Origin of the sequence: Moraxella catarrhalis, from assembly GCF_001632285.1 — a bacterium.
Classification (GTDB): domain Bacteria; phylum Pseudomonadota; class Gammaproteobacteria; order Pseudomonadales; family Moraxellaceae; genus Moraxella; species Moraxella catarrhalis.
In genome coordinates, this window is the sequence record NZ_LWAH01000011.1 from 78,042 (window position 1) to 102,859 (window position 24,818).

Genomic DNA, 24,818 nt, shown 5'->3' on the forward strand with positions numbered 1-24,818 from the left:
CGTCAAGCGTCAAGCGTCAACGATTATCTGTACATGACACAACCTGTCAACCCCTTAACGCTCTAATTTTTCTTTTTCTACCAAAGCCTGCTTTTATGTGGGCTTTTTTCGTCTCTAAACTGTGTCCAAAAGGCGGTGCAAAATGACTGATGCCGCCAAAGCACAAGATGACAAGCAACAAATTAAATCCAAAAAACGAGTTGCCGATTTTGGCGAAGTGTTTACCGCCGAGCGTGAGGTTTATGCCATGCTTGATTTGGTCAAAATCCAAACCGAGCAAATCACCAGCACTTTTTTAGAGCCTGCCTGTGGCACAGGTAATTTTTTGGCAGAAATTTTAAGGCGAAAACTTGCGACCGCCCTAAGACTTTCCCAAATCAACAAAAGCAAAAAATCCCCCAAATATGCCCAATTTCATTATGAAAAACACGCCATTTGTGCCATATCATCAATTTATGGCATTGAGCTTTTGGCGGATAATTGTGATGAGTGCCGTCGCCGATTGCTGGATTTATTCCTAGACCATTACCAAAGCCATTTTAAACAAACAGACCCTGCTGTTATTGACACGGCAAAGTTTTTATTATCAAAAAATATCGTGGGTGGCAATGCTTTAACGCTAAAAGATTTAAATGGAAATCCCATTGTATTTAGCGAATGGAAGTTTATCAGCGAAACGCTTATCCAAAGGCGTGATTATATGGTCATCTAAAATAAAGTAGGATACCAATACATCAGTAAAATTATTGCCACAATGTAAAATGGTTGGTATATATCTCTTAATAGACTTCCTGAAAAAATCCTTTCATGCTAAAATACTCTAATGAAGCATCCATACCTTATTAGCTAATATTTTAGTTATTTTGAGTCAACTATAGTAATTATGATAGATCACAATCCCCTTAGAGTTGAGATAAAAGATGAATTTCTCTATTTTTGATGTATTTATGTTGGTTTATCTAAAAGAATTGGAAAATAACACTGACCTTTTAGAAAATTTAGGTAAAGTGGTTTTTCATCTTGATGAAGCCAATTCAGATAAACAAGCCAAGTCTATCATCAAAGATTTTATGTTACGCAACCCAATTGTATCAACAGATTGTAATTTAGAAATTCATCAAGAAACTCAGATTTTTAAATACCCATCAATGAAGTTTATTCACATAAGACAGGTTTATTTACAAGATGAATTGACCGAACCACTTAAAAAATTGATAAAATCTAAAAAATCAAATTCGGTTTATACCAATCCAGATATTTTTATAGAATTATCCAATGGGAAAGAAACAGAGTTTTTTAGTGTAGAATTAAAATCTACTAAGAAAAATGAAATACCGGGATCAAGTGTGCAACAAATCAACCCTTATGAATGGGTTATTTTTATCAAACAAGGAAAACCAATTGAAATTACCACAGGATTTTACTTGAATAGCATTACCGAAAAAGTACAATTCCCAGATAGAAGCCCAAGACCACAAGTTTCTTTTAATACATTAAAAAATTGGAATAAGAAGAATTTTATTTCTGAAAACAACTCACTTATTTTTAAAATAACTCAATCTGAATGGGATAATAAAAATCAACTGATTAGAAACTGGAAAATAACACTCGTTGAACAATGGTTAAAGGTGGTGTTGGATAAAAATTTAACTTTAACCAGTCGCTCACCTTGGTTTAATGAAACATTAATCATGTATACTGATAAATTATTAGCCCACTATGAACAATTATCAAAAATTGATAAAGAAAAGTTAAGAGATAAACTCAAATCTTTACTCAAAGACTGATTGATATAGGGCATTTGCAATATGCCACGCCATAATTGGTGGAACCGCATTACCCACTTGTACATAACTTGATGATGCTGATGTTGGAAAAATAAAATCATCAGGAAAAGATTGTAATCTTGCACATTCTCTAACAGTTAATCTACGCCAATACTGCATATCATATGGTGATTTTTTGTTGGTTGAACGGTAGTGGGCTTCAATATTTCCGTGATGTTCTGCCCGAATGGTTGGGGCTGGCTTGTCTGCGTTTATTTGACAATTCCCTTGCAGTTTTTTATTGGGATAAAATTTTGCTTTGGAATAATGATTTTTTGAATGGCTGTTGATATTATCATCTAATAATTCCCATAAATCATCTATTGCTTGTTTTGAAGTAATAACAGGTTTTTGACTATCGGATAATTCACCAAATAGTGGTTTTGGGTATTTCATTTTTTTATCAATATCTTTACGAATACCAACAATAATTACCCTAACTCTATTTTGAGCAACACCATAATGACTGGCATTTAATACTTGGTAAACCACATTATAACCAATTTGGGAAAAATCTTTGATAATGACATCCAATGCAGAAGCATCATTTTTACTTAAACCTTTTGCTTTTCGGATACCATCAACATTTTCAGCAACAAAGGCTTTTGGATTGGCTATCTTTATTACTCGTTTCATTTGTAAATATAATTTGCCACGCTCACTGTCCAGACCTTTTCTTTTACCTGCTAAGCTAAAATCTTGACAGGGAAATCCACCAATAACAATATCTGCTTTTGGTATATCACCATCATCAATTGTGGATATATCTTGGCAAATAATATTATGATTAAAATTATGCTGATAAGTTTGGCAAGCTTTCTCAAAAATATCATTGGCAAAAATAATCTCAAATGGTTGTTTTGGATAAAAATTACCAAGACTATTAAAATTACCAATAAAACCCAAATCCATACCGCCACAACCTGAAAATAAGGAAATGACTTTTAAAGAGTTTTTATTAGTTATTGTGATTTGGTTTGGGATATTTTTAGTATCAATAAACAAAGACATTCTACTCTCCTTTCTCAATAGTCAAAACATCTTGTATTGAACAATCAAGGGCAATACAAATCTTTTCTAAACTTTCTAAGGACACAGGTTCATTTTTACCCATACGAGCCAAAACATTACTGCTGATATCTGCAAGATTGATGAGGTCAGTGCGTTTTAGGTCTTTGTCAATCAGTAGTTTCCAAAGATTATTGTAATTTAATGACATAATATAATTTTATATTAAAAATAAATCATTATATCATGATATTTTGGCAATATCAAATTTTAATTCATAAGTAATATAAGTCAGTAGATCAAGAAGCCATGGATGCTTTGATGAAAATTGAAGAGTTTAGAAGCCTAAATGATGATATTGAAGTGGTCATTAATCGCTCGGAAAAAATTAAAGGCTTAAAAGAAAAAGCCAAAGACAATGACGGCGAACTATCAAAAGAGGATAAAAAAACATTAAGCGATGAAGAAAAACAGCAAAAATCTTTGCGTAAACAAATTCAAGATAAACTGATTAAATTTGCCACACGCATTCCAATTTTTATGTATTTATCAGATTATCGAGAACACAGTTTAAAAGATGTGATTACGGTGCTTGAACCTGAGCTGTTTACCCGAGTAACGGGGCTTACGCAGGCGGATTTTTCTTTGCTTGTGTCATTAAATGTGTTTGACGAAGCAGTGATGAATGATGCGGTGTATAAATTTAAGCGTTATGAAGATGCCAGTCTTGAATATGCAGGGATTGATAAAAAAGAGGGTTATATTGGGTTGTATAATACCCAAATCAAACGACAATGGTAAGGCAAAAATGGCAAATGACACATGATAAATAAAAGCCATGTGCCATTTGGTTAAGATGATAAACCGTTTTATCAAAAATACGATTGAATTAACTTGCTTTAATCAATGCTTGGAATAAAACGGCTTAAGCATCTAAAAAATGGATGAAAATGCTTACTTATGATGATTTGATAAGCCATCAGCAAACAGCTGGGCTAACGCTTGATCATCAAACCGATATTCTCTGCCACAAAAACCACAATCAAGCGTCAATACACCGCCTTGTGCCGCTGCAGCTTGTTTGGCTTCGTCATAGCCAAGCTGTAAGATAGCACCTTCACTTTTTTGGCTTGAGCAAGTACAGGCAAATTGTAGCGGTGTCAAACTTGGCAAAACCACATCTTCTTCATGATATAGCCGATACAAAATCTCATTGGCGTCCAAATCGGTGAGTTCGTCTGTCTTTAGTGTATCGGTGAGTGCTGTCAAGCGGTCCCATAAATCAGGGTCAGCCTCTTTATCAGCATCACTTTGGGGCAATAGTTGCACCAATATGCCGCCTGCTGTCGTCTCATTGGTGGCAAGCTTAATGATGGTTGGAATCTGGGCAGATTGTCTTTGATAATGTGCCAAACACTCACCCAAGCTGTCGCTGACACGCTCAACAATCCCTTGGTAAGCCTCGCCATTATCAGGGTGGATACTGATGAACAAAACCCCTTTGCCAAGCTCACCAAAGGCTTCATCGGCAGATTTTAGGTGTTGCCATACTGTTTGATTCTGATTGGTATCATCAAACCCTGCCAAAGCACGCACCGAACCTGTGTGATCACACTCTGCCATTGCCCAATTTAGGCGAGCATCAGAATCAGAGCTTTGTAGCTGAATGGATAATTTGCCGTCTATTTTTAGTGTGCTAATCAACAAACTTGCCGAAACAAGCATCTCGCCGAGCAATGCTTTAAGGGCAACGGGATAGTCTTTTTGGGTGATGACGGTTTGATAAGCATCGGTTAGCTTGACCACATCGCCACGCACCACCGAGCCATCAATAAAAAAACGCTGACGATAATCACGCTTAGGCGTGTGTTGAGTTTGAGTTGTCATAATTTGCCTACCAAAATTTATCTGATTGAATAGTTAATGAACGATATGCAAAGAAATATGGGGATGAACTTTAAATTTACAAATGCCCAACGATTGGGTTTAACTGATTGATTCTTACCGACAAAAAGCGACATCTACCATTTGGTATGCTATAATTTACCTAATTTAATCAGAGACTAAGGAACGGCTTATGTGCGGTATCGTTGGTGCCATTCGGACACATCATAATGTGGTAGATTTTTTAACAGATGGGCTAAAACGCTTAGAATATCGTGGCTATGACTCATCAGGCATCGCTGTGCAAACCGAATCAGGCATCCGCCGTGTACGCCGTGTGGGGCGGGTTGCACTGATGGAAGAAGCTGCCAAACAAAAACAAATTCATGGTCTGACAGGTATCGGTCATACCCGCTGGGCAACCCATGGCGGTGTTACCAAACCCAACGCCCACCCACACATTTCAGCAGGGCTTATCTCGGTTGTACATAATGGGATTATTGAAAATTTTGAGACCGAACGCACACGCCTTCAGCACTTGGATTATGAATTTGAATCACAAACTGATACCGAAGTCATCGCTCACAGTGTACATCAAGAATATACCACCAATGGCGGTGATTTATACCATGCCGTCCAAACAGCTTGCTCAAGATTTCATGGTGCTTATGCCATCGCAGTTATCGCTAATGATGCACCAAATCAAATGGTCATCGCACGCATGGGGTGCCCGCTGTTAGTTGCATTTGGCGATAATGAGGTTTTTGTTGCGTCTGATGTCTCAGCAGTCATTGCCTTTACTCGCCGTGTCACTTATCTAGAAGATGGCGATATTGCCCTACTTCAAGCTGATGGTATCCAAAAACTGCTTGATAAAGACGGCAATCAGGTCAATCGCAGCATTAAAACCTCTGAGATGTCTTTAGCATCCTTGGAGCTTGGTCCTTATAGCCACTTTATGCAAAAAGAAATCAATGAACAGCCACGAGCAGTTTCTGACACTGCCGAAATTTTTTTAGAAGGTGGATTTGTTGCTGATAACTTCGGTGAAGAGGCGCCTGAAATCTTTGCCAAAATTCAAAGTATTAAAATTTTGGCGTGCGGTACTTCATATTATGCAGCACTCACTGGCAAACATTATCTTGAAAGTATTGCCAAAATCCGTTGCGATGTTGAAATTGCCAGTGAATACCGTTACCGTGATGTCATCTCAGACCCCGACGAGCTGGTCATTACCATCAGCCAATCAGGTGAAACTTTAGATACCATGGAAGCACTTAAATATGCCATGGCACAAGGTCATCGCTACAGCTTGTCCATTTGCAATGTCATGGAATCGGCCTTGCCACGCACCAGTACACTTGCCATCTTCACGCGTGCTGGTGCTGAGATTGGCGTGGCATCCACCAAGGCATTCACCACACAGCTGGTGGTGTTATTTGGTCTTGCGGTCACTTTAGGTATCTTGCGTGGTCATGTGGATGAATCACAGGCACAAGACTACGCCGAGGATTTGCGGTTATTACCAGGCAGTATCCAACATGCCCTAAACTTAGAACCACAACTTGCATCATGGGCGCAAAGTTTTGCCAACAAGCCAAGTGCTTTATTTTTAGGTCGTGGTATTCATTATCCGATTGCCCTTGAAGGTGCTTTAAAATTAAAAGAACTCACCTACATTCATGCTGAGGCTTATCCTGCTGGAGAGCTTAAGCACGGTCCTTTGGCACTGGTTGATGAAAACATGCCCGTCGTCGTCATATCGCCCAATGATGGACTACTTGATAAAGTCAAAGCCAATATGCAAGAGGTCTCTGCTCGTGGTGGTGAGTTATTTGTATTATCTGATTTGGATAGTGATTATACTGCCAGCGAAGGCATTCATATCATTCGCACACCACGCCATATCGGTACACTATCGCCGATTGTGCATACCATCCCTGTGCAATTATTGGCATATCATGTGGCACTGGTCAAAGGCACGGATGTGGATAAGCCCAGAAATCTTGCCAAGTCAGTCACAGTTGAGTAGAACAAGATAAAATATTGTGCGTAGATAGTGCACCTATCAATGCCCACAACCAGCATTAACAAAACTTTTGACAGGATTTGTTAGGATAAATAGCCGTGTGGATTATTTGACTGCCACCGCCATGTATCTACGCACATACGCTCAATATCAAGCTCTGCTGTCCAGTTAAGTATAGCTTTGGCTTTATCAGCACTGGCATAATAGGCTGCAATGTCACCTGTGCGTCTGCTGGTAATAACATACGGTACGCTTTGACCAGTATTTGACTCAAACGCCTTAATAAGCTGTAAAACCGAAGTTCCTTGACCTGTGCCAAGATTAATGGGACAAAATCCAATGCCCACAGATTGCCCAACCAAATAATGCAGTGCTGCTACATGGCCTTTTGCCAAATCCACCACATGAATATAATCTCGCACCCCCGTACCGTCAGGTGTCTCATAATCATTGCCAAATACAGACAGCTGTTTAAGATTACCTACCGCCACTTGACTGATGTATGGCATCAGGTTATTTGGAATATCGGTTGGATCCTCGCCAATTCGCCCACTCTCATGTGCACCAATTGGATTAAAATACCTCAAACAGACAACATTCCATGTATCATCAGCATTCACCAAATCCTCCAATATATGCTCTACCATCAATTTACTTTGACCATAAGGACTGGTACAAAAACGAGGCATATCCTCGGTGATTGGTAGGCGATTTGAGCTGCCATAGACGGTTGCCGATGATGAAAAAACGCAATTTTTAACCCCATATTTTGCCATCAGCTCTAACAGATTGAGCGTACCGACAACATTATTTTGATAATATTTTAAGGGATTTTTGGTGCTTTCTCCCACAGCTTTTAGCCCTGCAAAATGAACTACAGCAAAAAACTGATGTGCCTTAAAAACAGCATCAAGATGCGTTTTATCCAAAACATCGCCTTGAATAAATTCAATATGTTTACCAACAATTTGTTCAACTCGCTGCACTGCAACAAAACTTGAATTGGATAAATTATCATACACCACTGGCACAAATCCCGCCTGTATCAGCTCAATCAAAGTATGTGAGCCGATATAACCCGCTCCGCCTGTTACCAAGATTTTTTTGGGTAAATAATGCTCGCTATTGCTTGGGCTTGTATCAATATTTTTCATGTCCGTTGTCCCTGTGTTTGTCATAAAAGCAATCAAAAATACTATGATATACCAGCCTTGTCAATCACCCATAAACCGCACCTTTGCCATATGCCCCAAACAGGTCAGGGACATATGGCATGGGCGGTGAGGGCGGATAATAATAAGGTGGATAAAGTGAGTTTGGATCAAGTTTTTATAAATTATCCTTATTTGGTTTGGGATTTGGATTTGGCATCATACACGCCACAGATGAATTTTGACACATCCTCTCCAATCGTATCTGGAACAACCCTATCCCAATTGCTGGATGAATGAGTATTGACATAATTCCGCCCGCTATCAACCACTTTGCCGTTACTGTCATAAAATACCCCATCGCCCCAAGTTGTTTTTTTACCCAAGCAATCAACATACAAAAGATATTTTGCTTGACGATATAGTTTGCCATCATTTAATTTTTGGGCAGTGGGATAATCTGTTTTTACCCAAGCGGTGACATAATAGCTGTTTTTATCATAACTATCAAAACGATAAGCCGAGATACTGTCATAGTCCACTTCATGGGTCTCTTTGCCATTACTACTAACACCAGTGGACATCCAATTCGCCGCCAGTGCCATTTGACCACTTGCCAATAATAAACTTGCTAAAATAAATTTTTTCATAAAAGCTCCTAAAACTGACTTTCGTCAATTATGGTTGTGTGTAAATTGCCATTTAATTGTTGAATAAGCTCAATGACATAGCCTTGATTGTGATAAAATTCAAACACTTCATCCGCCTTGGAATAACCTGTATTTTCGCCAAATAAATACTCTTCGCCATACTAAGTATCTCCATAAGCATATTTCACGACATAACTTCCCGCGGGCAGAGTAACATCTAATGTTTCTCCACCACGGATAAAATAACTCACCAGCTCTTCTCGCTCGTCATAAGCATTGACAATTTTTACCCAATAATGACTTCCTGAGTTGGTTTTTATTTGTAAAGGTGAATCGCCATACAAATTAGGTTTGTTGGTTGCCCCTGTCTCTGGCAACGGTTGAGCTTCGATCATTTCATTTTTTATTGTAATTCTTGGGCTTGATTGTTCAATGGTATTCGTCTCTAATTCTTGACTAGAATTATTACCACACCCAAGTAAAAATAAGGTTGCCAAGCATCCAACCAATAAAAATCTCATCATTATCTCCTTAAAATAAATACATTAGACCACGAATTGTTCCAACTGGCACAAATAAAATAAAGTCAGCGATTGCCCACATAAAAATTTAGCTTAATCGCACTGGCTTGACCCCTATCCCACCAAATCACCGCAATGTCAGCGTTTCTGGCGACATTTAGATTGTCATAATGTGTGCGAAATTTTGTATTCATTCATCATACCTTTGGCTCATGCGTTTTGATTTTTGTATCTATGATAATAAAATCACAGTCATATCATTTGATTTTTATAGTAAGTTGGGTAAGTATTCATTTGGTATGATATCTTGATAATACCCTAAGAACTTTGATAAAGTTTTGATATCATCACAGCTTTGGTCAGTGATGATATTAGGATTTTTGCAATCCAAAACTTAAGCATGCCCATCTTTTATCACATAATATAACATAATTGATATTTTAGATAGTTTACAAAAAAAAATCATGATTTTTTGTGAAAAAATAACCAAATTATCGCCTTTTTTCAAAAAAGATAGAAAATAACCCAACCACGACGGTCAAAATAATCGGTATCAGAATTCTATCAGCAATCGTACCCACAATCATCCAAGCGATCAGCCAAAGTATCGCACGAGTAAATCCTGTCACACCAATCCAGCCCCATAAAATATAGCCACTGACCAACCATATGGCAATATAAGACACCGTATACAACACCCCTACGATGGTGGTCAATTTTTTATCATTATCGTACATAACTCTCCAAAATTTTTGATTTCAACCTTGATATGTCCATATTACAATCATTTAGTCTGAATTTAAATAAATATAAGCTTATCATTTAACAGCCAATACGATGCTTTGATTCATTGTTAAGATTTTTATGCTGAATGTTAACAGTGGCACGAGTTAATAGTGTGCCTAAATTACATAAAGCACATTATTGGACATATGGATAAATGATAAAAAGTAGCAATGGGCTTACAGCAGTTATGCCAAAATAAAGCATGGCAAAAGTATGCCCAACTTAAAAAGAATGCAGAGAGTGGAGAGATTGGAAAGGTTGGAAAGGTTGTTAATTCCATGATTAGATTTAACCATCAGGCAAATTAAAATCAATGGCATCTGCTATGAATACTTTTCTCGCCCAATACCATAATAAGGTGCTGTCAGCATGGCGATTTGTTCATCATCTAAAACATTTTTGGCATCAAAAATTGCAATGTTAATTTGATTGAGCACATGAATATCAGGCTTGGTTAATAAAGACCAATTGATGATGAACAGTGCATCAGCTTGTACCAAATCCTGATAAGGATCATCAGTCAATCTTAACAATGGATGATCGCCATAAGTTGATTGCATTTCAAAGGCGGTATTATGTGCAAAAACGAGCGTACAAATGCCATACGACCAAAGCAGCTCAATCAATGGATGAATGGCAGAATTAATCATGCGTGATGCACCATTTCGATAACCTGCTCCCCAAATCATGACCGTTTTATGCTCAATAAAACCATTAAAATATTGCCAAAACTTACGAAAAATCAGCTCTTTTTGGTCGTCATTGATGTGACTGACAGCACTGATAAGCGAAGTGTCGACACGGTTTTGTTTAAACTTATCCATTAAAAGCTCAAGCTCTCGTGGCAATGTCTTGCCACCAAAGCCCCATCCTGCCGACAGATAAGCCGAACCGATACGACCATCTTGGGCAATGATGCGTTCAACTGATTTGATATTTACCCCTTGATTATCAGCAAGTCTTGCCATCTCATTCATAAAAGACAGCCGAGTTGCCAACATCGCCATCAAAGTACTTCGGGCAAATTCCACCGTTAAAATATCAGCAACTTGGCAATGCTTGGCATAGGTTTTTAAGCTTAATAATATCTGGCAATAAGCAACACTGCCTGCGGTTTTTTCACCAATCATCACCAAATCCGAATGATAAAACGCATTATAATTAGCACCATCTTTCATAAAGCTGATGGGCAAATAATACACCCAAGATGATTTAAATTGTTTGGCAATCTTATCAATCTTACCAAGCTTTTGCACACCGCTTAAAATAATCCGACTGTGCGGACTGTCTAGCACATGTATGATATGGCTAAGCGTGATATCATCCACATCATCTAAAAATAACCACAAAACCCCAGCTTGAGCTGATGATAAAAATGTCTGTCTTTGACTGTCTGTGATGATAATTTTTTGTTGAACACAATACAGCTGCCATAATGTATTCATCTGATGGTCGCATTGATAATATTCAAGCGTTTGTAAAACTGACAGTTCATCAGCCAGCAAATAAACCGTTTGGTTCATGCTTGCCAGCCAAAGACAAGTATTAATCGCTTCATGTTGATGACCAATCACATAGGCATTATTATTCATTGATTATCCTTGACTGCTTGATGACAGACAAAAGTGTATTGGTCGAATGATCGAAGCAGTCTGTATTTGTCTTACTGATCAGCTCGTCATAGACACGATTTGCCATCACTTTACCAACTTCCACGCCCCATTGATCAAAAGGATTAATTTGCCAAAGTACGCTCATGACATACACTTTATGCTCATACAAAGCAATTAATGCCCCTAAAGTTTTGGGGTTTAAATCACCCAATAACAGTGTTGTGGAAGGCTGATTGCCCCGATATTTTTTAAATTTTGCCAAATCATCTGCCGCATTTGCCACGCCATGCGGTAGTGCAGCGTTGCCAAAGGCGAGGACTTGAGACTGTGCCAAACAATTGGCCAATGACAGTTTGTGCTGGTAAACTAAAGAGTTATTCACGATTTGAGTATCATTATAGCGATGAATTGGGGTAATAAAATCACAAGACACCCGCTGTGTTCCTTGATGGAGTAATTGATAAAACGCATGTTGTGCATTTGAGCCAATGTCTCCCCATAAAATTGGGCAAGTCCTATAATTGACCGATTCTCCTGTGCGTTTGACCGATTTACCGTTAGATTCCATTTCAAGCTGGGTTAAATAGTTAGGAAAATGGCTCAATCGACCATCATAAGGCAAGACAGTATGTGCATTAATACCCAAAAAAGTTGCATTCCAAACACCAATAAGTCCTAGCAATACAGGCAAATTTTTATAAAAATCTGCCTGTGCAAAGTGCTTATCCATCTCATGTGCACCTGCCAATAATGCACGAAAATTAGCCATGCCAATACGCACCGCAATCGCAAGTCCAATCGCTGACCACATACTAAACCTGCCACCAACCCAATCCCATAATAAAAGCTGATTGTCTGGATGAATGCCCCAATCGCTCATCTTGTCAGGTCGTGTGGAGATACCGATAAAATGACGGCGTAAAATTGTTGGCTTATGTGCATAAGCGGCCAGCAACCAGCTTAATGCTGTTTTGGCATTGGATAAAGTATCTACCGTACCAAAGGATTTTGATGATATGATAAATAAAGTTGTCTGCGGATTGAGTTTTTTTAATAAACTTTCTAATTGTGTGCCATCCATATTAGAAACAAAGTGAACATGGATATCAGTATCTGCCCACTCAGACAGTGCTGTTGTTGCCATCAACGGACCTAAGTCCGACCCTCCGACGCCAATATTCACCACATCACGGATCGCCTTGCCTGAATAGCCACGCCAAATACCGCTACGGATACGATGAACCAAGGCTTCACATTTATCTAAACTATCATGTACCTGCTGCCCAACATCCACGCCATCAACGATAAGCGGCTCACCTTTTGGTAAACGCAATGCGGTATGCAGTGCCGCCCTTTGCTCGGTATCATTGACCTTTTCACCTGCCAATAATGCCTTAATTTTTTGTGATAATTCACATGCATCAGCAAGCTGTATCAGCTTAAGCAAACTTTCATCATCAATGGCCTGCTTACTAAAATCCATATAAATATCACACGCTGTCGCTGAAAATTTTTGGCCACGGTTGCTATCAGTGGTAAAATAATGCTGCAGATTAATGGGTGAGTGAGCAAGTCTTTTTAAGTCATGCCAAGTATTCATCAATCGTCCTTGTTTTTTGGTTTTGCTAAAAATTAAAACGACTGATCGACTTGACTGGCAAAATAAGCAAATGCCTGAATATAGCTTGTCATATCACCAGCGTCAAAGCTTGCCCCTTTTATTGTTACCACATCCATACCCTGCTGGCTGATGAGTGCATCGATGGCATCGGTGAGCTGAATCTCACCGCCTACGCTTGGCTTGGTTTTTGCCAAATACTCAAAAATTTCAGGGCTAAATACATATCGCCCCACTACAGCAAGATTGGACGGTGCAAGATCCAAACTTGGTTTTTCGACAAAACCCAGTACATCAAATGGGTGATTAGCATCCGATTTTTGTACACTTTGCCGATCCTTTAGCCGAGCAATGCCATATTTATGCACCTGACTATCTGCCACAGGTTCAACCAAAATTTGACTGCGGCCAGTTTGGGCAAATCTTGTCATCATATATGCCAAGTTATCTGCCCTAAAATCGGTCGTAAATGGATCTAGCACGACATCAGGCAACAGCACAACAAATGGATTATCGCCCACCACAGCACGCCCTTGTAGCACTGCATGACCAAGCCCCAACGGATAACCTTGACGCACACTGACAATGCGTACATCTTTGGGTAAAAAGTTTAGGCCATCTGCCAAGCCATCTTTGCCTTTTTGGCGTAACTGGCTATCAAGTTCGGTATTGATATCAAAATAGTTTTCAATCGCCTGCTTTTGAGCATGATTGACCAACACAATGGTTTTAATGCCCGCACGCACCGCCTCCATAACCACATAATGAATAGCAGGTTTATCACCCAGTGGCAACAGCTCTTTGGGTACAGCTTTTGATAAAGGCAGCATACGAGTACCAAAGCCTGCGGTGGGAATGATGGCATGGGTAATGGTGTTCATAATCATTTTCACTCTAATGACAATTGGTTGGTGTGTAAACTTTTTTATTCAAACTTAGCAAAAAAACCGCCTGCTATCTTATCCCAAACTTGCGTTTTTTCTCCATGCTTGCCATCGCTAAACCTAGCTCATCAGAAGAAAGGCTTGCGGTATGGGTTAGCACTTGCATCATATCTGGCTGTAGTACAAACTTTGCAAATTCAGCAATGCGGTCAATACGCTCATCAAAGGATAATAAATTGGTCTCTGTATTGATACTGATATAACCCATGCGAACCAAAGTATCAATAAAGCTTGTAAACAATGCTTTATCAAACATATCTGGTAAATCATCGGCATGCAGCACCGATACACGCTGACCGACAACATGGCATAAAGTCACCACCTGTTCGGTCGTCAGACGGTCTGAACCTTGTTTGGAAAGCAAGGTTAATGCCATAAAGTAACGCTCAAGACTTTGCTGGGCTGGACTTGCCAGTACGATCAGTTTTTGATAAGCCTGTGAATTGCCCTCAGGACTGCCCACAATGCCCTGACCTAGCTCAACAATTACCTCTTGTTCAATCAGTAATTTTAGCACTTGATGAACTTTTTCAATGATATTTTTAAGTGATATTTTTAAAAATAACTCACTTTGCAAAAATGGATATAAAAGCTCAGTAATACCATCTAACTTTTGATGACTGATACGACCATTTCTTTGTACCAATGCTGCCAGTAAACTTGCGATGATAAATACATGCAAAATATTATTCTTAAAATAAGATAAAAGTGGCACTTGCTTATCTGCCACACGAATCATATCACCCAAAATATGTGGGGTGCGTTCAATGAGCTTAAGCTTCACCCCATAATTTAAAATCTGCCTTGGTGTCATATCGGTGACATGGGTGTCATCATCATAAGGCAAGGCTTGGGCAATGTGCTGATACAGACGGATTTGTTCAAGGCATTGGGCTTCATCAAGTGCAGCATTTGGTGTTGACAGCAGGGCCAATGCCAATAGCGAAACAGGATTCACCACAGCGGCTTTATTGATATTTTGCATGACCTTGACGCCCAAGTTTTGAACCATGGCGTGGACTTTTTTGGTGTTTTCATCACTATCATCGCATGCGTTGACCTGAAATTTTTCCATAAAGTCTGTCAAATATAAAGGGCTGCCAAATGACAAATGCACCGTCCCAAAGATACGCTCAATTTTGCGTGCCGTTTTTAATAAGCCAAGTAAATTTTCGCTTTCTTTGGGTTTACCTTTGAGTTCTCCCACATAAGTTGCTCCCTCCATGATGCGTTCATAGCTGATATAAGCTGGGATAAATACAACAGGTTTGGCAGGTTTACGCAAATGGCTGTTGACTGTCATCGCAAGCATACCAAGCTTAGGTGGCAACAGACGACCTGTGCGTGAACGCCCTCCTTCAATGAAATACTCTATCGGTGCTTGACGCTGCATCAAACTATGTACATACTCTTTAAAAACAGTGCTATACAGTGTATTGCCTTTAAAGCTGCGACGCATAAAAAATGCACCCCCGCTTCTTAACAATTCTCCGAGTATAGGAATATTGAGATTCTCACCCGCTGCCACATGCGGAATACGCAAACCCCGCTTATAAATCACGTACGATAACAAAAGATAATCAACATGGCTTCTATGACATGGAACATAAACAACCTGATAATCTGGTGCAAGTGTACGCACACGCTCAAAATGACGCACTTGAACGCCATCATACAGCCGTGTCCAAAGCCAAGTTAAAAAATGGTCAAAAAAACGCACCACTGAATGTGAATAATTGCTGGTAATCTCGCCCAAATAGCCCTGAGCTTCTGCTTTAACGGCGGCGATGGATTTACCAGATGTCGCTGCTTGCTCTTCAATGGCTTTTACCACTTTAGGTGAGGATAAAATTTCACCTGCCACATTTCTTTTATCAGATAAATCAGGGCCGACGATGCTGGTGCGTTGTTTGTCCAAATAACCTTGAAGACGCTGTGCAATGGCGATCGTCATGCCATCTTCGCCAGATGCTTGAGTTTGGGCAATTAGGGTTTGTAAATCTTTTGCTTGGGAAAAATGGATAAAAGTATCACGACCCATCACACCAATATTAAACAACTGTTTGGCTTTTGAAGGCGACTCCCACTCATCTGCCATCAGTAAGCGAAATAAAGATTCCTCTTTATCTGGTGCTCGCCCCCACAGAATGGTCACAGGCACCAGATTAATTTTTAGCTCAGGATTATCAAGGCAAGCTTGTATCAGTCGTTTAAGACGAGGTACATGCCTATTTGTGCTTTTTGTACGACGGTCTTTTAAAAAAATCATGGCAGAAGTTTCATGAATCTGTTCAGCATGCACCTCTGCTAATGCTGCAGGTAAACCCAGTGCCTCGGTTTGCATACCAACAAGCAGACTGTTTGAGCGTGAATACGACCGAATCACATAAAAAGTCGGTACTTTATCATCAATCTTTGGTATCTCACCTAATAAAGCTGGCTTAACCACAAGCGATAATCCTTTGGTTGAAGCACGGCGATAAGGGCTTGGTGTGCGTTCATTGCCATGATCTTGGCTATTTTGGGGCGGTTTGGGTAACGCACTTGGTTGGCTGCCAGATTTTTTGAACAAATTTACAAGTTTTTGCATAAATTAATCAATACAAAGAAGTGAATTTTTATTCTATCATTGTTTGGATTTTTTACCTAAAAAATTGATAAAAAAGTGGTATAATTTTGACAGTTTTTAATTTATGCCAAAGATATTTTAAGGTCATCACCCAACCAAATTGATGATAATATCAGTCAACCAACACGCAACACTTAATGAGTCATATGAAATTTTCTTTTGAACGCTATGCTCTAGCACCTGAAGCTGTCAAGACACAAATCACAGATCTATTAAATACTCTACATCTAAAACGCATTGGTGATGATGTTTTTGAAGGTCCAAGTTTTGACTATGTTGGGCCTAGAGTGTTTGGTGGGCAAGTACTTGCCCAAGCGCTGCTTGCTGGTGCTAACACATTAACGATTGATAAACCTTGTCATAGCCTACATGGTTATTTTTTACGAGGTGGCGATATTCGTCTACCAGTCATCTATCAAGTACGCCGCTTGCGTGATGGACGCAGTTTATCAGCTCGAGAAGTCATTGCGGTGCAATATGTGCCAACCACCGACAAAAACGGTAATCATACGACCAATGAACAGGTCATTTTTTCGATGATTGCCTCATTTTCACCCATGGAAGGCGGGCTTGATTACCAAGAAACCATGCCTGATTATCCACCCCCTGAAAGCCTAAAAACCGAGCAAGAACTCAAAGCGGATTATTTACATAAAATTCCCGAACCACTCAAAGCAAGATTTATGCGTCAGCGTCATGTCGAAATCCGCCCCGTCACACCACGAGACCCTGTGACACCCAAGCCTGAGCGTCCACACCAAGCCAATTGGGTGCGTATCGCTGATATTGGGGAGCAGCCAGTTGCCATTCATCAAGCACTACTTGCGTTTGTGTCTGATTATTATTTGGTCAGCACAGGTTTAATGAGTCATGGGCTAAGCCTGATGACACAAGGTCTACAAATGGCTAGTATTGACCATTCCATACATTTCCATCGCCCTTTTGATATGACCGAATATCTACTCTACGACATGTGGAGCGATACCACAAGCCACGCCAAGGGTCTAAACCATGGTCAATTTTGGCAAGATGGCAAACTTATCGCTTCAACGCAGCAAGAAGGGTTGATGCGATTGCATGATGACCCAAGTATCTTTACCAGCAGCTAATTTGCCTGAAGCATTGCTTGACAGTGTGTGCCAAAATGATTGTGCTTAAATTGGTACAAACTTCTTGCACAATGGTGTATTTTTGTACAAGCACTTGACGAAAATTAACTGTCAAATTACTATAAGATGCTTTTTGAGCGTCATCTGCTCCACTGTCTTTAGTGTTTCTTGTGTAAATAGTTTGGGATGTAGACCAGATGCATAAAATGTATCCTACTAGTATTTTATTGTGTGCCGTGGTTTTGTCAGGCTGTGATGCAGTCAAGCAGACCATCACAGACAAACCTACGCTCAGCGATGCCCAAATCACCAAATTAATCCCCAAGCGTGTCAATAACGCCAAGCTATGGGCAACTGATATTGGCGATATTTTTGATGAATTATCACTACCGAAAACCGCACAAAATATCTGTACCGCTATCGCTGTCATTGACCAAGAATCAAATTTTCATGCCGATCCCAGCGTCCCAAACTTAGGCAATGCTGCCCTAAAAGCCATTGATGACAAGCTAGAAGATAAACTTGGTAAAAATATGGCAGGCGTATTTCGCAACATGCTTGAGACACGCCCAACGCCAAAAAACAACTTCATCAAACAAATCAAAGCTGTAAAAACCGAAAAACAGCTTGATGAGCTATACCGAGAGATTTTTGATTATTTTACCAGAACCTATAAAATAGCCCCTTTAACCAACATCACAAAACTCTCAGGACAAGGCATTGATGAACGCATCAACCCTGTCACAACACTTGGTTCTATGCAGGTACATATCGACTACGCACGAGCACATCGCCGTGCCAGCATGAGCGATCGGGATTTGCGTGCCGATTTATACACACGCTATGGCGGGCTTTATTATGGCATACATCGATTAATGGTATATCAGGCAAACTATGACAAGCCTTTATACCGTTTTGCTGATTATAATTCGGGTATGTATTCAAGCCGAAATGCTGCCTTTCAGCAGCGGATCGCTACTTTAAGTGGTGAAAGCTTAGCCATTGATGGAGATTTATTGCTTTATAAAGATGACAGCCCCATAAGCAAAATATCCTCTACCGAAACTGCCGCCATCGCTTTACTTGCTACCGCATCAAAACCCATCAACGCACAACAAATCCGATCTGATTTTAAAAAAGAAAAAACTCGTGATTTTGAAAAAACCATCACTTATCGTGCGGTGAATGATATGTTTGCCAGTAAATTTGGGCGAGAGCCTACTTATGCCATTATGCCAAAAGTTGTCATTTCAGGGCCCAAGCTTAGCCGAGACTTTGATACCAATTGGTTTGCCACCCGTGTCAATGAACGCTATCAAACCTGCATCACTACCGCCAAGCGTCACCGATTAAGCTAAACTTAGGTTACACCCAGTTTAGCTTGATTTGCGATTTAGTAAATACATACCCGCCATCGCTGATAGCACGATCGGCACCAGTGCCATTAACAGTGGCGAAAGACCCGTTGCCAAAGCCACAAAGCCCGTCAAATCAGTCAAATAACTAAATAAAAGACCCGTTAAAAGTGCCAAGACCACTCGCAGTCCCAAGCCTTGGGAACGCAGTGAACCAAAGACAAATGATGATGCCACCAATACTAACGAAAGCACCGCAAAGGGCGAAAGTAGCTTTTGCCAAAATGCCAATTCATGACGCAGTGAGCGTGTGCCTTGATGTGCCATGAGCTGCCTGTGGGCGTACAAACTGCTAAGTGATAAATCTTCAGGCTCTTTGGTCAATAAATACACATCGGTCGGTGCAATCGGTAAGGTCAGTATTTTGCCTTCGCTGTGTGCTTGTTGCACTTGTGATGTACCGATGCCAATCTCATCAATGCCTGATAACTGCCAAGTATAGCGGGCTTTTTGTGCATTCATCACATCATCAGACTGTGGCAAATATACGCCTGATTTTGCTTTGAGTGCAGCGATTAGCTGACCATCTTTGAGCTGATATCGTTTGACCTCTCCAAGCCCACCTTCGTTGTCGGCATAGCTGATATAAACCACATCTTGATTATCGCCATCATGATTGACTGACCAATAGCCATCAATCGTGATAAGCTTATCATAAATGGTATCTGCTCTGATGGCAGCGGCATGCTGATTGGCGGTAGGCAGGACAAATTGATTGACACCCAGCGATATGGCAACAAAAATGACCGCAGGCAACATCGCCCAGCTGACGATACGATATATGCTCATGCCAGCAGCTCGCATCACGATAAGCTCACTGTGATTGGCAAGCAAGCCCAAACCAATGACTGCCCCCAAAAGTGTGCCAGTTGGGATAAATTGCACCAAAAAATAAGGCGAGCGATACAAAATAAATAGCAGTGCATCGGTCAGCGTATATGTTTCACTGATATTATCAAGCTCGGCCAAATAAGCAAATACCATCTGTACAAGCCATAAACCCACCACAGCACCTGCCATGGCAAGCAGTGCTGAGCGGATGACATATTTTGGTAAAATCCATGATTTCATGCCACATCTCCACCTTGACGCCTAAGACGAAGCCGCATCATCACTTGCTGATGGTAATTCAGATACATCGCCACGACCATCATCATCAATAAAGCAGCCAGATAAATCACGGGTGAAAGCTTGCCTTTGGCGATGGTATCTTTTAAAGAAATTACCACAAGCACGCCCGCAACATAAATCAAAATCGCTGGCACCAGTTTATACCATCTGCCTTGGCGTGGTCGCACATAAGACAAAGGTGTCGCCAATAAGATTGCCAATAAAATCAGCCAAGGCATGCTCAGACGATAGCCAAGCTCGGCGTATGCTTCTTGAGGATTATCACGCTTGGAGTGACCTTGAATGATTGACAAAAGTTCAGTGGTACTCACGCCTTCAATGCGTATGTGGCTGGTGCCTTCAGGAGGCTTGACAGATAAAGTCATGCGATAGCGTTCAAAGCCAATTTGACTGTATTGGCGACTTGTTGGATCTACTTCATAGCGTCGACCTTGTTGCAAGTCTAGCTGAATTTGCCCATTGCCAGTTTCAACATGTGTGGCAGATTTGGCAAAAATGATAGAATCTCTTTGATGGGATTGTCTTGATTGGATATCACTTGGTTCGGCAGTATGCATCTGAATGATGATGACATCTTTTAAGAACTCACGATTGGCACCCATCTCACCCACATACAGGTGATAATCGCCGCTGCTGATGAATTCTTGGGGGCGAATCAAATCAAAAACCTGAGCCACTGACTGCTCTTGCCAAATATTGGTAGCACGCTCCATACCCCAAGGCTTAGCCACCATAGACACCCAACCTTCAATACACATCAGCACAACCACCAACGGCATAAGCAGTCGTGCCACACGCCCTCGGCTGATACCACTGGCATTCATTACCGTCATCTCATGATCTGTATACAACCGCCCAAATACCAACATTAAACCAATAAAAAAAGACAACGGTAAAATCAGCTCAAGAAAATAGGGAAAATTATAACCAATCAGACGAAACAAAACGCCAACATTAAGCCCACCTTCTGCCGCCATCCCAAAATAGCGAATCAGACGACCGCCCAGCAATATCACTACCAAAAATCCCAAAACTAAGGCAGTGGTTGAAGCGACTTGTGTGGTCATATAACGGCGTAAAATATGGCAGCGTAAAATCAAAAAGCACAAGCTCCAAAAAGTGGCCAACAAATTTCTTATGATAACAAAAAACCACAACGGTTTTAAGTGATTTGCTAAGTTTATTTTGTTGCCAATGTTTTCAGCCCAAATACGCCCTATCATGTGCCATTGATAAACGCTTAAAATCACTTGGTCTTATCATTGATACCAACCAAGAAACATGGATCAAAACACCCCGTATCAACCTATAAATTTAAGCCCATAAATTTTGCATCTTGGATGAAATTTGATTTTGTCATGACGCCATTTATGCTACACTAAGCTTGGAAACTGGCGTTGGTGCATCATCACCCCAAAACACCAGCTTCGGTCATTCACATATAATAAGGAAAAGATATGCCAGCACATACATTTCAAATCAGCGTCAAAAATACGCTGACCTTAAAAAAAGCCACCAAAAACAAACCCTTACCCATTGTTGTGGTCTTTGTTAACGATGAAGGTCAAATTTTGGGTAATTTGGGTGATGCCCAATATATATCACGCGCCACAGCACTTATCCAGCAAAGCCACTTTAAAGGCACGCTTGGTAAAAGCGTTACCGACTATGCTTTAGATGACCAAGCATCTCCAGCCATCAGTATTGTTGGCGTGGGTAAACTTGATAAGCTTGCTGATAATATCGCTAAAGTTGCCGTGGCAACTTATGATGTGATTAAAAATTCTCAAAGTGCGGCAATTTTGTGGGGTGATACCATTTGCCAAATTCACTTTACACAATTTGTCACCGCCTTAATTGGTGCAAGCTATCGTTTTGAGCATCACAAAACCAAACCAAAAGATGCCGATACTTTGCGTGAAATTGTTATCATCAGTAATAAAGACACTCAAACCGACTATGATAAAGCACTTGTATTTGCTCAAGCAACTGCTGCTGGTATTACCACCGCACGAGATGTCGCCAATGAAGCTCCCAATGTGCTTAACCCCAGCGAGCTTGCAAAAAAAGCCAAACAACTTGCCAAGGATTATGCCGATACCGTTTCGGTTACCGTGCTGAATGAAAAAGACATGAAAAAACTTGGCATGGGGTGCTTTCTTGCTGTCTCACAAGGCTCAGATGCAGAAGGCAAACTTGCCGTTATCGAGTATTATGGCAAATCCAAAAAATCCGATAAAAAAGCTAAGCTAGATAAGCCATTTGCTTTGGTTGGTAAAGGTCTAACCTTTGATTCAGGTGGCATCTCACTAAAACCTGCCGCTGGCATGGAAGAGATGAAATTTGATATGGGTGGTGCTGCCTCTATCTTGGGTACTGTGCGAGCAGTCGCCGAAGCTGGACTTGAAATTGATTTGGTCGCTGTACTTGCTTGTGCTGAAAATATGCCTTCATCTCGTTCAGCTCGCCCAGGTGATGTTGTTACCGCTATGAATGGTACTACTGTTGAAATTTTAAACACCGATGCCGAAGGTCGCTTGGTGCTGTGTGATGCACTTTGCTATGTCCAAGAGCATTACGATGCACGCATTATCATCGATACAGCTACCTTAACTGGTGCTTGCGTGATTGCACTGGGCAGCGTTCGTTCAGGCATGTACAGTAATGATGAAGATGCACTCTTTGCCCTGCAAGCAGCCAGTGAGTATACGGGTGATTTGGTTTGGCATATGCCTTTAGATGATGCCTATGATGAGCAGATTAATTCAAAAATTGCTGATGTCCAAAATATTGGTGGGCGTGAAGCAGGTTCAGTTACCGCAGCATGTTTCTTGCAAAGGTTCATCAAAGAAGGTCAAGCTTGGGTACATCTTGATATCGCAGGTCCTGCTTGGAAGAGTGGTAGCACCAATACCGCCTCAGGTCGTCCTGTGGCGTTGCTAACCCAGTATCTACGCAGCCAAGCCTAACTATTAATCAGGTAAGCTTAAGCCAAACAACACGCCCAAATCGTCGAAGATTTGGGCGTGTTGTGATATTTATGGTTATTTTTATGGGGTAATTTAAATGACCTTTTAGGTTTTAGGTTTCACATGAAACATCACGAAATTTGTCGCAATCATTAAAACCTGTTGTGCTAAATTGGGGATTGCTCTGATATTGTGTGATTTTTTAGCCTAAGACTAGCCCATCTTGACTATCATTTAACTGTCAAAAAGCACCAAATTTTTAAAAATTTGGTGCTTGGTTTTATGACAGGTGACTTAGCTTACTTAAGCACTTCAGCCATAGCACTGGCAACATATTCTACATTAGAATTATTCAGACCTGCCACACACATACGCCCATTTTCAACCATATATACCGCAAATTCTTCACGCAAACGAATCACTTGCTCTTTGGTTAGTCCTGTAAAGCTAAACATACCACGCTGTTTGGTAAAATAGCTAAAATCACGCTCAGGCAGTTTAGTGCTTAATGCTTCTTGGAGTTTTTGACGCATATCACGAATGCGGTCACGCATTTCATATGCCTCACCAATCCATAACGCAAATAATGCTTCATCATTCATGACCGCATCAACAACATAGTTGCCGTGTGCAGCTGGACTTGAATAAATGCGACGGACGGTAAATTTTAATTGACCAAGTACCACATCTGCTTCTTCTTTGGTTGGTGCAACGACAGATAAACCGCCCACACGCTCACCATAAAGTGACAAGTTTTTTGAAAATGAATTAGAGACAAATACCGTCAATCCCAGCCCCACCGCACGACGAATGGCATACGCATCACCATCCATATCATCGCCAAAACCTTGATAGGCAATATCCATAAATGGAATAAGTTTTTTATCTTTGACGATTTGTAATAGCACATTCCACTGTTCACGGGTCAAATCCACACCAGTTGGGTTATGGCAACATGGGTGTAGTAGCACTACATCATTTTCATTTAAAGTCTTGAAAAATTCGCACAGCTCATCAAATTTTACGCCAATAGTTTTTGGATCATAATAAGGATACTTTGCCACCTCAAAACCTGCACCCTCAAAAATACCCACATGATTTGCCCAAGTTGGGTCTGACACATAGCATTTGGCATTAGGAAACCACTCATGGATAAAATCAGCACCAACCTTTAACGCACCAGAACCGCCCAAAGTTGCAATAGTGGCAACACGCCCCTCTAAAACTGCAGGATGATTTTTACCAAATAACAAATCTTGGCATGCCTTACGATAACCTGGCAAACCATCCATTGGCAAATATCCTCGTGGACGAGGTGGATTGGTGATTTTGGATTCGGCGGTTTTGACGCATTCAAGTACAGGCAATTGACCATCTTCGGTATAGTACACGCCCACACCAAGATTGACTTTAATGTCAGTGCGTGGGTCTTGGGCATATTTATCCATCAAGCCTAAAATTGGGTCGCCTGCATAAGTGGTTACATGTTCAAACATTGATGCATCCTTTTAATTGTTAAGTTGATTAAAACTTAT

General features: G+C 40.6%; 22 protein-coding genes. 7 read left to right on the forward strand and 15 right to left on the reverse strand.

The genetic code is table 11. From position 1 onward, the window contains the following. Window positions 1-142: 142 nt before the first annotated feature. Together A4U55_RS01800 and A4U55_RS01805 are read left to right on the forward strand one after the other, a co-directional pair. The gene (locus A4U55_RS01800) at window positions 143-712 is read left to right on the forward strand and encodes a hypothetical protein (protein WP_063453947.1); all 570 of its coding nucleotides are present in this window, start codon (window positions 143-145) and stop codon (window positions 710-712) included. Window positions 713-920: 208 nt separating this feature from the next. Continuing rightward, window positions 921-1,787, forward strand: coding sequence for a hypothetical protein (locus A4U55_RS01805; RefSeq protein ID WP_003664986.1), 867 nt, complete (start codon window positions 921-923; stop codon window positions 1,785-1,787). On the opposite strand, the gene A4U55_RS01810 is transcribed toward A4U55_RS01805, so the two are convergent. Together A4U55_RS01810 and A4U55_RS01815 are read right to left on the reverse strand one after the other, a co-directional pair. Then, complete coding sequence (locus A4U55_RS01810; protein WP_003664988.1) at window positions 1,773-2,837, reverse strand: DNA cytosine methyltransferase; 1,065 nt, start codon at window positions 2,835-2,837, stop codon at window positions 1,773-1,775. The two genes, A4U55_RS01805 and A4U55_RS01810, sit on opposite strands and share 15 nt — an antisense overlap. 1 nt (window position 2,838) lies before the next feature. After that, window positions 2,839-3,045, reverse strand: coding sequence for a helix-turn-helix domain-containing protein (locus A4U55_RS01815; RefSeq protein WP_003664990.1), 207 nt, complete (start codon window positions 3,043-3,045; stop codon window positions 2,839-2,841). A 110-nt stretch (window positions 3,046-3,155) separates the two neighbouring features. Between A4U55_RS01815 and A4U55_RS01820 the strand changes: the two genes are divergently transcribed. After that, window positions 3,156-3,635 (forward strand): hypothetical protein, encoded by a 480-nt coding sequence (locus tag A4U55_RS01820; RefSeq protein ID WP_063453948.1) that lies wholly within the window; start codon window positions 3,156-3,158, stop codon window positions 3,633-3,635. 153 nt (window positions 3,636-3,788) lie between these two features. On the opposite strand, the gene hslO is transcribed toward A4U55_RS01820, so the two are convergent. Further along, complete coding sequence (gene hslO, locus A4U55_RS01825) at window positions 3,789-4,721, reverse strand: Hsp33 family molecular chaperone HslO (RefSeq protein ID WP_003657270.1); 933 nt, start codon at window positions 4,719-4,721, stop codon at window positions 3,789-3,791. Between the two features lie 190 nt (window positions 4,722-4,911). Here hslO and glmS point away from each other — a divergent pair, with 190 nt between their 5' ends. Further along, entirely contained in the window at window positions 4,912-6,750 is a 1,839-nt protein-coding gene (glmS, locus tag A4U55_RS01830; protein ID WP_003657268.1) for a glutamine--fructose-6-phosphate transaminase (isomerizing), read from the forward strand. Window positions 6,751-6,830: 80 nt separating this feature from the next. Here glmS and galE read toward each other — a convergent pair whose 3' ends face one another. From galE to plsB, 9 genes are all read right to left on the reverse strand, one after another. Continuing rightward, window positions 6,831-7,901 (reverse strand): UDP-glucose 4-epimerase GalE, encoded by a 1,071-nt coding sequence (gene galE / locus A4U55_RS01835; RefSeq protein ID WP_003664995.1) that lies wholly within the window; start codon window positions 7,899-7,901, stop codon window positions 6,831-6,833. 188 nt (window positions 7,902-8,089) lie between these two features. After that, window positions 8,090-8,548, reverse strand: coding sequence for a surface-adhesin E family protein (locus A4U55_RS01840; protein WP_049148484.1), 459 nt, complete (start codon window positions 8,546-8,548; stop codon window positions 8,090-8,092). Between the two features lie 161 nt (window positions 8,549-8,709). Beyond that, complete coding sequence (locus A4U55_RS01845; protein WP_227506538.1) at window positions 8,710-9,069, reverse strand: hypothetical protein; 360 nt, start codon at window positions 9,067-9,069, stop codon at window positions 8,710-8,712. Window positions 9,070-9,134: 65 nt separating this feature from the next. Continuing rightward, a complete protein-coding gene (locus A4U55_RS09280; RefSeq protein ID WP_003657264.1) occupies window positions 9,135-9,263 on the reverse strand; it encodes a hypothetical protein in 129 nt (42 codons plus the stop codon). 297 nt (window positions 9,264-9,560) lie between these two features. Further along, window positions 9,561-9,806, reverse strand: a complete 246-nt coding sequence (locus A4U55_RS01850) for a hypothetical protein (RefSeq protein WP_003660430.1) — start codon at window positions 9,804-9,806, stop codon at window positions 9,561-9,563. A gap of 372 nt (window positions 9,807-10,178) precedes the next feature. Then, window positions 10,179-11,447 carry a UDP-glucose 6-dehydrogenase gene (locus A4U55_RS01855; protein ID WP_003657260.1) on the reverse strand — a complete coding sequence of 423 codons (1,269 nt, stop codon included), beginning with the start codon at window positions 11,445-11,447 and terminating at the stop codon, window positions 10,179-10,181. Next, the gene (gene pgi, locus A4U55_RS01860) at window positions 11,440-13,068 is read right to left on the reverse strand and encodes a glucose-6-phosphate isomerase (protein ID WP_063453949.1); all 1,629 of its coding nucleotides are present in this window, start codon (window positions 13,066-13,068) and stop codon (window positions 11,440-11,442) included. Before pgi ends, A4U55_RS01855 begins: the two co-directional genes overlap by 8 nt. Before the next feature lie 32 nt (window positions 13,069-13,100). Beyond that, a complete protein-coding gene (locus A4U55_RS01865; protein ID WP_003663458.1) occupies window positions 13,101-13,967 on the reverse strand; it encodes a UTP--glucose-1-phosphate uridylyltransferase in 867 nt (288 codons plus the stop codon). Between the two features lie 73 nt (window positions 13,968-14,040). Then, window positions 14,041-16,620 (reverse strand): glycerol-3-phosphate 1-O-acyltransferase PlsB, encoded by a 2,580-nt coding sequence (gene plsB, locus A4U55_RS01870; RefSeq protein ID WP_003663459.1) that lies wholly within the window; start codon window positions 16,618-16,620, stop codon window positions 14,041-14,043. 185 nt (window positions 16,621-16,805) lie between these two features. On the opposite strand from plsB, the gene A4U55_RS01875 reads away from it, so the two are divergent. Together A4U55_RS01875 and A4U55_RS01880 are read left to right on the forward strand one after the other, a co-directional pair. Beyond that, window positions 16,806-17,768, forward strand: coding sequence for an acyl-CoA thioesterase (locus A4U55_RS01875; protein ID WP_003668772.1), 963 nt, complete (start codon window positions 16,806-16,808; stop codon window positions 17,766-17,768). A gap of 197 nt (window positions 17,769-17,965) precedes the next feature. Continuing rightward, window positions 17,966-19,126, forward strand: a complete 1,161-nt coding sequence (locus A4U55_RS01880) for a DUF1615 domain-containing protein (protein WP_063453950.1) — start codon at window positions 17,966-17,968, stop codon at window positions 19,124-19,126. Window positions 19,127-19,144: 18 nt separating this feature from the next. On the opposite strand, the gene lptG is transcribed toward A4U55_RS01880, so the two are convergent. After that, the gene (gene lptG, locus A4U55_RS01885) at window positions 19,145-20,254 is read right to left on the reverse strand and encodes an LPS export ABC transporter permease LptG (RefSeq protein WP_063453951.1); all 1,110 of its coding nucleotides are present in this window, start codon (window positions 20,252-20,254) and stop codon (window positions 19,145-19,147) included. Next, window positions 20,251-21,564, reverse strand: coding sequence for an LPS export ABC transporter permease LptF (gene lptF, locus A4U55_RS01890; RefSeq protein ID WP_003657251.1), 1,314 nt, complete (start codon window positions 21,562-21,564; stop codon window positions 20,251-20,253). Before lptF ends, lptG begins: the two co-directional genes overlap by 4 nt. 207 nt (window positions 21,565-21,771) lie before the next feature. Here lptF and A4U55_RS01895 point away from each other — a divergent pair, with 207 nt between their 5' ends. Further along, window positions 21,772-23,283, forward strand: a complete 1,512-nt coding sequence (locus A4U55_RS01895; RefSeq protein WP_003657249.1) for a leucyl aminopeptidase — start codon at window positions 21,772-21,774, stop codon at window positions 23,281-23,283. A gap of 299 nt (window positions 23,284-23,582) precedes the next feature. Here the strand turns inward: A4U55_RS01895 and A4U55_RS01900 are convergent, their stop codons facing one another. Further along, window positions 23,583-24,779, reverse strand: coding sequence for an amino acid aminotransferase (locus A4U55_RS01900; protein WP_003660423.1), 1,197 nt, complete (start codon window positions 24,777-24,779; stop codon window positions 23,583-23,585). Between the last annotated feature and the right edge of the window lie 39 nt (window positions 24,780-24,818).

Excerpts from the sequence above, each read along its gene's own strand:
- A4U55_RS01840 (WP_049148484.1), bottom strand. The coding sequence starts at position 8,548 with ATGAAAAAATTTATTTTAGCAAGTTTATTATTGGCAAGTGGTCAAATG.
- hslO (WP_003657270.1), bottom strand. The coding sequence starts at position 4,721 with ATGACAACTCAAACTCAACACACGCCTAAGCGTGATTATCGTCAGCGT.
- A4U55_RS01820 (WP_063453948.1), top strand. The coding sequence starts at position 3,156 with ATGAAAATTGAAGAGTTTAGAAGCCTAAATGATGATATTGAAGTGGTC.
- pgi (WP_063453949.1), bottom strand. The coding sequence starts at position 13,068 with ATGAATACTTGGCATGACTTAAAAAGACTTGCTCACTCACCCATTAAT.
- lptG (WP_063453951.1), bottom strand. The coding sequence starts at position 20,254 with ATGAAATCATGGATTTTACCAAAATATGTCATCCGCTCAGCACTGCTT.
- A4U55_RS01880 (WP_063453950.1), top strand. The coding sequence starts at position 17,966 with ATGCATAAAATGTATCCTACTAGTATTTTATTGTGTGCCGTGGTTTTG.
- A4U55_RS09280 (WP_003657264.1), bottom strand. The coding sequence starts at position 9,263 with ATGAATACAAAATTTCGCACACATTATGACAATCTAAATGTCGCCAGA.
- glmS (WP_003657268.1), top strand. The coding sequence starts at position 4,912 with ATGTGCGGTATCGTTGGTGCCATTCGGACACATCATAATGTGGTAGAT.
- A4U55_RS01810 (WP_003664988.1), bottom strand. The coding sequence starts at position 2,837 with ATGTCTTTGTTTATTGATACTAAAAATATCCCAAACCAAATCACAATA.
- A4U55_RS01800 (WP_063453947.1), top strand. The coding sequence starts at position 143 with ATGACTGATGCCGCCAAAGCACAAGATGACAAGCAACAAATTAAATCC.
- A4U55_RS01850 (WP_003660430.1), bottom strand. The coding sequence starts at position 9,806 with ATGTACGATAATGATAAAAAATTGACCACCATCGTAGGGGTGTTGTAT.
- A4U55_RS01865 (WP_003663458.1), bottom strand. The coding sequence starts at position 13,967 with ATGAACACCATTACCCATGCCATCATTCCCACCGCAGGCTTTGGTACT.
- galE (WP_003664995.1), bottom strand. The coding sequence starts at position 7,901 with ATGAAAAATATTGATACAAGCCCAAGCAATAGCGAGCATTATTTACCC.
- A4U55_RS01805 (WP_003664986.1), top strand. The coding sequence starts at position 921 with ATGAATTTCTCTATTTTTGATGTATTTATGTTGGTTTATCTAAAAGAA.
- A4U55_RS01895 (WP_003657249.1), top strand. The coding sequence starts at position 21,772 with ATGCCAGCACATACATTTCAAATCAGCGTCAAAAATACGCTGACCTTA.
- A4U55_RS01855 (WP_003657260.1), bottom strand. The coding sequence starts at position 11,447 with ATGAATAATAATGCCTATGTGATTGGTCATCAACATGAAGCGATTAAT.
- A4U55_RS01900 (WP_003660423.1), bottom strand. The coding sequence starts at position 24,779 with ATGTTTGAACATGTAACCACTTATGCAGGCGACCCAATTTTAGGCTTG.
- A4U55_RS01845 (WP_227506538.1), bottom strand. The coding sequence starts at position 9,069 with ATGAGATTTTTATTGGTTGGATGCTTGGCAACCTTATTTTTACTTGGG.
- plsB (WP_003663459.1), bottom strand. The coding sequence starts at position 16,620 with ATGCAAAAACTTGTAAATTTGTTCAAAAAATCTGGCAGCCAACCAAGT.
- A4U55_RS01875 (WP_003668772.1), top strand. The coding sequence starts at position 16,806 with ATGAAATTTTCTTTTGAACGCTATGCTCTAGCACCTGAAGCTGTCAAG.
- A4U55_RS01815 (WP_003664990.1), bottom strand. The coding sequence starts at position 3,045 with ATGTCATTAAATTACAATAATCTTTGGAAACTACTGATTGACAAAGAC.